This is a genomic window from Acidiferrobacterales bacterium (assembly GCA_028820695.1).
Taxonomy (GTDB): domain Bacteria; phylum Pseudomonadota; class Gammaproteobacteria; order Arenicellales; family JAJDZL01; genus JAJDZL01.
The window spans coordinates 189,350-199,121 of record JAPPIB010000055.1; the positions used below are offsets into that span (position 1 = coordinate 189,350).

The 9,772-nt window shown below is 46.3% G+C and carries 6 protein-coding genes; 2 read left to right on the forward strand and 4 right to left on the reverse strand.

What is annotated here, in order from left to right; genetic code table 11:
* Window position 1 precedes the first annotated feature (1 nt).
* The 4 genes from OXI60_11570 to OXI60_11585 form a co-directional block, all read right to left on the reverse strand.
* Complete coding sequence (locus OXI60_11570; GenBank protein ID MDE0310448.1) at window positions 2–907, reverse strand: NAD(P)-dependent oxidoreductase; 906 nt, start codon at window positions 905–907, stop codon at window positions 2–4.
* Between the two features lie 37 nt (window positions 908–944).
* Window positions 945–1,685, reverse strand: coding sequence for an SDR family oxidoreductase (locus OXI60_11575; protein ID MDE0310449.1), 741 nt, complete (start codon window positions 1,683–1,685; stop codon window positions 945–947).
* Between the two features lie 25 nt (window positions 1,686–1,710).
* A complete protein-coding gene (locus OXI60_11580) occupies window positions 1,711–2,805 on the reverse strand; it encodes a hypothetical protein (protein ID MDE0310450.1) in 1,095 nt (364 codons plus the stop codon).
* A 335-nt stretch (window positions 2,806–3,140) separates the two neighbouring features.
* Entirely contained in the window at window positions 3,141–3,770 is a 630-nt protein-coding gene (locus tag OXI60_11585; protein ID MDE0310451.1) for a hypothetical protein, read from the reverse strand.
* Window positions 3,771–3,956: 186 nt separating this feature from the next.
* Between OXI60_11585 and OXI60_11590 the strand changes: the two genes are divergently transcribed.
* On the forward strand, window positions 3,957–4,208 hold the full coding sequence (locus tag OXI60_11590) for a hypothetical protein (GenBank protein ID MDE0310452.1): 252 nt from the start codon (window positions 3,957–3,959) through the stop codon (window positions 4,206–4,208).
* 616 nt (window positions 4,209–4,824) lie between these two features.
* Window positions 4,825–9,772, forward strand: a 4,948-nt coding sequence (locus OXI60_11595) for a hypothetical protein (GenBank protein ID MDE0310453.1), incomplete at its 3' end; no start/stop codon positions are given.

Sequence of the window (9,772 nt, forward strand, 5' to 3'; positions counted from 1 at the left end):
CTCAGCGAGAGTCGCCGCGATTCAGCATTGCCGTCAATCCGGTACGCAAATCTTCGCCAAGAAGTTCTGAGATCATCCGATCGCCAAGTCCTGCGGCTGTCGCATTCTCAAAGAGTTTCAGTGCCGAATCGCTCATTGATGATTCCAGTCCTGCCTGTCGGATCACCTGCTCAATGTATCTTGAATCTTTCAGCGCGTTTTGCACACTGAAGACATAGCCCCCGTAGTCATGATCATTGACGATCTGTCCGATTATCCTGTCCAGAGCAACCGAATTTCCTGATCCTCGGCAGATGATTCGGTAAAACTTCTCCCAGTCGATTCCCAACACATCCGCGGCATGGAAGGTTTCGATGATGGAGCGTACCATGCCCAAAACGAGGTAATTGCTGATCAGTTTGGCTTGTCCACCGGACCCGATGGGGCCGAAGTGCAAAATCGATGAACAGAAATTGTTGAGGATCGGTTCGACCCTGTCGAGTACCTCGTCGTCAGCACCGACAAATGCACCGAGCTCACCTGCATCGGACTGGGCTTTTCCGCCAGCGAGCGGCGCCTCGGCGAACAGCACTGATCTTTCCGTCAGTCGTTGCGCCAACTCCAATGTCGCGCCAACTGATGACGTCCCGGTATCCAGTACCAGATGCTGGTCATTCAGGACCGCCCATATCTCGGTGATGGTGTTGCTCACATCGTCTGAGGTTGGCAGACAGAGAATTACGATATCGCTGACTTCGACAGCCTCTGACTTTGACTTGCATAACCGGGCTCCCAATTGAACCAGTCGATCCACATTGTCTTTGCTTCGATGCACCGTTACGAACACCTGATGACCGCCTTTGAGCAGGTTCGATGCAATCCCAAACCCGATGGCACCGAGTCCAATCACCGTAATCCGTTCACTCATCACTGCCTGCTAAACACAAAGTTCCTGTTATGAGCTGTCAGATTGTCCAACCGCCATCGACAACAAAGAACTGACCGGTTGCGACTTTCGACTCATCCGATGCAAGATAAACGATGATCGGAGCAATGTCCTCCGGTTGCGACATCTTTCCTGTAGGTTGGCGGGTGAGTATTTCCTGGTAGGCTTGCTCATAATCGCCGCGAGCTTTCAGCCGCTCTGTGAGTGAGGGAGTCAGAACGGTCCCGGGGCATACGGCGTTGCATCGGATTCCCTGCTTGATATAGTCGCGGGCGATAGCCTTGGTCAGGCCAAGCACCGCGCCTTTGGTTGCGCCATATACACAGCGACTGGCGGCACCGGTGATCGCAGAAACAACACTTGCCATATTGATGATCGAACCGCCGCCGTTCTCGATCATCGCCGGAAGAAACGTCTCGATCACTCTGGCATGACTTCGGACATTGATAGAAAGTGACTTTTCCCAGATGTCATCATCAGCGTCTTCTAGTGTGCCGTGATGGACATATCCGGCACAGTTGAATACTACGTCAGGTGTCGGCACTGTCTGTGGTAAGCGGGCAATCGCTGAGCTGTCGGTCACATCCAGCTGAAGGCAGTGAATGTTGTCACTTTCCTTTTCCAGACTGGTCAATGAAGGTGCATCGACATCCGACGCGAATACGGTAGCGCCCTCATTGGCCATGGCAATCGCGCTGGCCCTGCCAATACCCATTCCAGCAGCAGTCATAAACACGATCTTGTTTTCCAATCTGTCCATAATATTCGCTCTGTGAACAATAAAATCAGTGATGTACGACTCTCACATACCTCTGCGGTCCGCCACGTATTTGTTCGTTGTTGACCGCACCGTGAACACGAGTGATGAACTCATCAAACAGCGGAACAGTAAAGTCGGTAAATCCGTAACTTGGGCTGTAGATCAGTCCGCTGCTGATCAATGCCTCTGTAGTGGAACTGACCTGTTGTGAAGTTTTCCCCAGAATTTTTTCTGCTAATCCGGTCCGATACGGTCTGTTCTCGCATTGAGCCATTGCATGCAGATAATTTTTTTGTGTATCCGAAGTCCGCGCGTAACGAGACCTGAAAGAATTTTGATCCAGTCGGTGCGCGGCAAGAATACTTGAGTCTTTGACATCGGAAAGGGTGATAACAGGTCCCTGAGCTGTATTCCATACTTGGTATCCCCACTCCTGAAGAAAATACGGATAACCTTGGGTTTGACTGAACACGTCGTCTATAGCGTTGTTTTCAAATTCAACGTCTTCACGTTGGGCTGGAACGACGAGTGCGCGCCTTGCGTCGACAGAACTGAGTGGTCCAACTTCTGGATACTGAAACAGTCGTTCTGCGTAAGTTCCTGCATTGCCAGCGAGTTTAATCAGAGAAGGCAGTCCCGCGCCGATCACCAATATGGGCAGGTTCTTTTGATTTGTGCGATGCATGGCCATAACGAGCGCTTCGAACTCGTTCGAAGGAAGACTTTGAACTTCATCGATAAGAATTACGATTGACACGTTTCGACACTTAGCCGCTTCACCAACTGCCAAAAACAGTTCAGCGAGATCCCGGGCTAATACGCCGCTGTCCGCGGTACCTCGTTGTGGATCAATATCCAAGGATATCTCAACACCTTCCACTCTTACCTTGATTGTCTCAACAAAACTCTTAAGCACCCGTAGGCCCGATTTAACGTACCCATTGACTCTACCGGTGTTGTCCAGTATCAGTAAAACCGAGCGTAATGCGGGAACAATCGACTTGAGAAAAGGCTCTGTGTTGCTCACCTCAATATATTCGGTAATCGCGTTTTCGCTTTCTGCAATCTCCTGAATTTCATTCAGCAGGACATTTTTTCCCGACCCCGCGCAAACCGACAAATATGAAACTGCGCGATGAGCGCATGGAGTTGCTGCGCTTTACGGCGACCCGCGCATCATTGAGCATAGAATCGCGTCCGGCGAGTTCTGGCGTGTCGTGCCTGCACCTGGCATATAAGGATTGATTGATGGGTCCATATAACTGCTTACGTGAGGTCTGTATTGAAATTAGGAATGTTTTCATTAGGTACTCTGCTTATAACCGATCAGCTTCCGCAAAAATGTGCTCGCGATGTTCCGGGTCTGGGTGCATGGCTTTGTGTCTTTTGCGCTTGATGTCACTGGACCGCGACTAGCGAAAATCTTATGTTGATGTTCATTTATCGTGCAATTATTCACTTTTTATTTTTTTGACCTGAAATGAACAGAATGTACTCTACTGCTCTGATTCTTGAGATTTCATATTTCTTGTGCTCAGCAAAGTAATCCTGTATTTTTTTAACTGACGGCAAATCCAAATGTGAATGACAAAACTCAAAGTAGCATAAATAATCTTTTTTCTGTTTCTTTTTACTACTGGAAATATTTGTTTCGAAACTTCTAGCAACATTGCTGTCCCAAATCGGAAATACTTTGGGATTGATGAAATGCAATGCCTTGCTAAGGCCAATCCAAGAATCGTTAATTGGTGAATGCTCGAATCCGGCTGCGAAATGTTTCGCTTCTTCACATGAGATTCTGAAAGCATCCAAAATAGTTTGGTCTTTTTTATGCTGCGCAATTTGTGCTTCCTTCAATTCACAAGACTTCAGGACTGTTGGCATCCAACTATAAGCTATGTGCGCAATGGCCAGAATCGCATCATCTTCAGTTTCAGTATTAGATTTGGTTTGTTCATAAAGAACTTTGCAACTTCTCAATAGATATGGATACGAGCGTATATAGTAGTTTTCAGGGTCATGAATACTGGATTTGATGTCTGTCAAATCATTTTCAAGTATTGCTTTCGCTGACTCTTGGTCCATAGTTGAAGAATCCTCCGTGAACAAATTAGATGATATGGAAACCTCTCACCTTGGCAGTTAGAATAAGGTTGAACCAACCAACTAACACAAAGTGAGAGGTTAACAATGCAGACTACATACGATAACACAACCATTGGGTTGGATTTGGCCAAGAACGTGTTTTACTTGTCGGAGATGAACCGCAACATGAAATTGATCCGTCAGGCCAAGCTTAAGCGCAACCAGGTGTTGGGGTATTTTGCCAGATTAGATGCAGCCAAGGTCCGCTGTGTGGCGATGGAGGCTTGTGGTGGGGCACATGACTGGGGTCGCAAGTTTCAGGAGTTGGGACTACCGGTTCGGTTGTTGCCGACAAGGTGGGTGAAGACTTATGTGCTCAACAACAAAAAGGAAGCCAATGTAGGTAACGGTCTCAAAATCCCCAGAAGTAGCGGTTGAAATTCCCCACTTCGGGGTGAATCGGTGAAACACCCGGCAAGTCGCTCAAACACGCTGAGCTTGTGCTCGGTTTCCCGAAGCAGCAAGCCTCCGGCATCTGAGGTGAGCCGTCCGCCATCGAAACGGGCGGAAACCTGGCGGTTGAACAAGCGGTCAAATTCGATGCTGGCTGTGGCACACTGTGTAGTCATGGGCTTTGCGTCTCTTGATGTGTTAACTGCTTGTATTTATTAGCAATTTATCACAATACAAAGCCCATTTCAGTTTTTTGGTGAGTTTTCCGGGCTAGATGCCGTTGCAAAAATGCAACATTTCCCAAAAATTCAATTTTTTCCTGATTTCTTTTAAATTTGAAGATATTTGTTCGAAATTGACCAATATGATGCAAAAAAACTCATTAAAACAAACAGATAAATAATATATTCCATGCATGCAAGTAATATGCAGGTAATATAAATTAAGTATTGAGAATGTATATGAATTTTTAGCATATGACGACCCTAAAATGTTGAAACACAAAACATAAATAGTCTAAGTATTCATACTGGTTAAATCGAAGTGAAGGTAGTGGCTGAAACAGGAAAAACCTTCAGTCTCAAAGGAAGGAGTTAGAATATTGGGTCAAAAAAGAACATTCTCAGGAGTATTAATGGTACTGATTTTTTCAGTGCCCTTTTTTGTCATTGCGCACATGACATACGCGGATACTTCTGGCCAAACGGACGTCGAAGTGTCAATTAGTGATCCTAACGAGCACATTCGAACGTCCGGTTATCTTTACGTAACTGAACAGAAAAACAACGCACTTCATTGGGTGAAGCTTGACGTTGGTGCTGATGCCGATGGAAAGATCCAGGTTGATCTGGTGGAAACCCAGGAGTTTACAACTTTAGCAGAAAACAAATTGACTGTAGATCAACCCGGTCAAAATGTTGACGGTGATTTTCAGATTCTTGGTGGTGGAAGTAGGACTAGGTTGACAATAAAAAATGGCGTAATTACAGGTCCATCAGGTAAAACGAATTCAAACGCGGTCGGAATTGTAATCGCAGATGACACACGGATTGAAGGGCCAGAGCAATTTGAGATTCGATTCACCAAGACTGGGGGAAATATCAAATTCCCAAATGATGCTCAGGAACTTCGGCTTAAAGTTTGGATCACCGACAATAGCGACACTTTGGCTCTGACAGTCGACACCGAACCAAATACAACGTCCATAGAAAAGTCCACCCGTGTGGCTGAAGGAACTTTGGCGAAGTTCCGATTTTCGCTTGAGCGTCCGCTTGAGGAAGGTGAGTATGCCCAAGCCAGGATTTTCACAGACATCAGGGCGCCTATAGATTTCTTACAGACAAATCAAACCGTAGCAAGTAACGACGACTTTTCCGCGTTTTCAGATGAAAATTCTAAGTTGATCACTTGGAAGGAAGGGCAGCAGCACCGAGACATTTCAATTCCGACAACGAGTGACAATATCGATGAACTAGACGAAGTTTTTGCATTGGTTGTTTCTCATGGCGGGTCCAGTGGGGTGGATGTTAGCAAAATTTCCCCTTACTCCCCTACGCGGCCATCGGTACTTGTAACTATCCAAGATGACGACCCACATCCTGAAATTTCGGTTACGTCCCCGATCGTACCAGAAGGCGACAGTGGAATTAGCACAATGTCCTTCAATATCAAACTTGATCGCCCGAGCGAGAAAGGAGTCACGGTCAATTACCGTTTATTTGAACGTTCAGGCGATGCTACAAGCAAAAAAACCGCCGATGAAAACAAAGAAGCAGGCAAAAAAGCCAACACAACTCATGACTACATTGGGGTCGAAGATGGCAAGTTTACTTTTGCACCAGGTGAAATCGAAAAAACTGTAAAGATCACGATTGAAGGCGATCCTACCGAAGAACAGAACGAACGCATAGTTTTACGTCTAGAGAACCCAGAAAACGCCACCTTTGTAGGTGGTGGAGCAAATCTAGATGGTGTTGGTACTATCGTGAATGATGATACGCCCCTGACAATAACCTTGCGTGCTCCGGGTTCAGCTACAAAGGAGGGTGAAGTAGCCACGTTTCGCATCGAGCTCGATCGAGCTTGGTCAGAGGATATTGCGTTTCAATGGTGGACCGTCGGCCCAACTTATGGTAATAGCAAAAAAAACGCAACAATAGAACTAGACTTCTCTATGGTCGTGGACGGGTTTACGTGTGACGCTACATGCGAGGGTGTTATCAAGCAAGGGGAAACGGTTAAAACATTGCTCGTGGAAATTAAGAGCGATAAATTAGACGAAAAGATCGAGGAATATATTGTCGTGCTGGGACTTTTAGGGCCACCCGGGAAGTTCGTGCTTAAAGGAGACGGACCTTTTGCAAGTGCCGTCAAAGCTATAGGAACGATACTTGACGGAACCGCGGTATCAGTACTTAATGCCGAAGTGGTCACTGAGGGTGCTGATGCTGTTTTTCCAATCGAGCTAACCGAACCTCTTGCCAAAGATGTCGAGATTACCTTGGGTACCGAAGATGGAAGCGCTACTGACGGGCTTCCAACTGGAAGCGGTGAAGGCCACGACTATAAAGTAAAGACAGATGAAAAAGTAATAATCTCAGCAGGCAAATCTCGTAAGGAAGTGCGGGTGGAGACTTTGCAGGATTATATCGATGAAGGTCGAGAAGAGTTCTATCTGAAGATTAAGTCCGCAGTTGAAGTCGATCAAAAAGGAAAAAAATCCACTACAAATATTGAAATTGATCAGACTCGTGGAAAGGCCACTATTCGAGACGATGATGCTCGCCCTCGCATGAATATTGCCGACGCGCCAACTATTACTGAAGGCGGCACCGCCGTCTTTACAGTTTCTTTGTCCGAAGAGTCAGACCGGCCAGTATCCGTACGCTGGCAAACTGCTGATGGAAACGGTCAGAACCCGGCACAAGCTGAAGATCGAGACTACAAATTTTTTGTACAGCAAACACTGACAATTCCGGCGGGAGAACTTAGCGCCGAGATCCAGGTTCCTACCTACGATGATGTTGTTCCGGAGAGTTCCGAAACCTTCAGAGTGCTGCTTTCCCATGCGCCTAATGCGGCCCTCATCGATGGCGAAGGTATCGGAACTATTGAAGATGATGATATGCCGACAGTGTATATCAACAAGATTTCGAGCTTTGAACTTCTTGATGGTGGTGTAGACAAAAACAAAAGAGTAGAACTGGACGGTGGTCGTATTCCTGAATCTTGGGATGGTATGGGTGGTCTGCCTCTGGCGGTGTACTTCGATATCAAATTATCCGCACCGGCCCCATATGACGTCAAAGTCAAAGCTAGGATACTTAATGGTAATGATTTTGGGCGTTGGCCAGCCAGTCCTAGAAGCGGTGGTGGACAGGGGGAGTATGATAAATCAAAGGCGGAAGGGGAAATAACCATTGAATCTGGCAAAACACGACCAGAATCTGAAGTCAGCGTTCTAGTTTATGACGATACAAAGATCGAAAATGATGAGGTATTTCGCCTGCAACTATATAAAGCTACTAATGCAAAAATTGACGCTGCTAGAGATACTGGGATGGTTACTATCCTAGACGACGATGGCATCAGATATTTGATATCACCCGGTCAGCCCAACACTGTCAAGGAGGGCAAGAAAATCAAAATCAGATTCGAACGCCGTCCGAAAAATATCGATCACATACTTGGAGGTTGGGCCGAGCGCTATCGAACACCGTTATTACGACATCATTTTCGTGTTTGCCTGATTGGTGGTATAGAAAGCTATGAAAACTATAAAGAGAAGCCAGAAGACGGTCGAGCAAACATAGGTGGCGGAGAAATCAAAAAAGACGATGATGTATATCTTGCCAAATCTACACCCACCGGCGAAGGCAACCATTGCCGAGTGAAATCAGACGCAGGCCTTGGAAGTTATGTTTCTATTGGATTTAATAAATCTGCATCTCCCTGGGAGCACACGGTAGAGATTATCACAACGGATGATGATTTAGTAGAAGGCGACGAAAAATTTACTCTTCAGTTTGAGATTACAGACCCATACAACAGTTCTAGAACAGTACCTGAACAGTCAAGACTGTTCCGCTACGAAATTACCATTATTGACGATGATGTGCACCGAATCAAAGTTGATAATGCCAGAGCGAAAGAAGGTGATACGGTTGACTTCAAAATTTTCGTTGATCCGAAAGACCCAAAACCCAAGCCAGGCGATACGGCGACGTTTTACTACAACACAGTCGATGGTAGCGCAACAAAATTCAAAGATTACACTTCCGTAGATATTCCCCGTCAAATTACTCTGACAGCACCAGCGGATCTGTCTAATTCTTGGGGTACGATTTCTGTTCCTACCACCCAGGACAACAAATTTGAACCCGACGAAACATTCACGTTGAAGTTAAGCAAGCCTTCCAAAGGTTATGACTTTGAATTAACCAACAAAGGTAAAGCTATCGGCACAATCGAAGACAATGATATTCACGAAGTAAGCTTCGTCGATACTGTTGTAGAAGAAGGTGATAAGGCTGTGGTAACGGCACGTCTTAACCGCGCAAGTGATTATGACGTGACTGTTGACTGGTCTACAGAAGATATAGGTGACAAAGAAGCTAAAGCCGGTATAGATTATACAGGGGTAACAAAATCTACATTGACGATCAAGGCTGGGGAAACAACAGCTAAAGTTAAAGTGCTAACCACGGAAGATGATAAAGACGAGCCGGACGAAGATTTTCATGTACAGGTAATAAATGTAACACCTAGTAATGTTATTAAGGGCCCTAATGCAGCAGTAGTCGCTATTCGTGACGATGATCCGGGCAGTGTCAGCTTTGGTGATCAAGAATCCATTACGATTGAAGAAAACGAGATCTGGCGATCCAACGTACCAACTGTGTCTGGTCAACCACACGGGGACGTTAACTGGACCATATCAGGCGCAGATGCAAAGGTTTTCAGTATCAATGCAGAAACCGGTCAGTTAACTTTATCAGCACAAAATTTCGAAAGGCCGACGGACGCAGATAAGGACAACGTTTACGAAGTAGTCGTAAGAGCCGTCGATGAAGACGGCAACCAATATGTTTCAAAATCCCCCGTTGAAGTGAGCGTCACTGATGTAAACACTGTGGAGGTAAAGCTCGCTACGCCGGATCCGGTGACCGAAGGTGAGACGATAAACATTACAGTCGTGCGCAATGAAGCTGACAAGAGTATTAATGCGACACTCAAATGGCAGACCCTCGTAGACAGCGACGGTAGCAATCCAGCAGCTGAAACAGATTACGCAGCAGTGAGTGAGACGCAGGTCCTGAATTTGGCAAACGACGCGAACACAGTGGTGAGCATCGATACCACCAGTGATCAAGTTGATGAGACTGATGAGACATTTCGGTTTCGACTGTCTGACCTAAGTGACAGTGTCACCGATGATGCAGTGTTTGTTGACGATAAAGGCAAGGTGATTGCCGGGCCGATTGAAGTCGTGCTGACCATCACTGACGATGACACCCGGGGCGTGACGGTTTCGCCGACTACGCTGACGG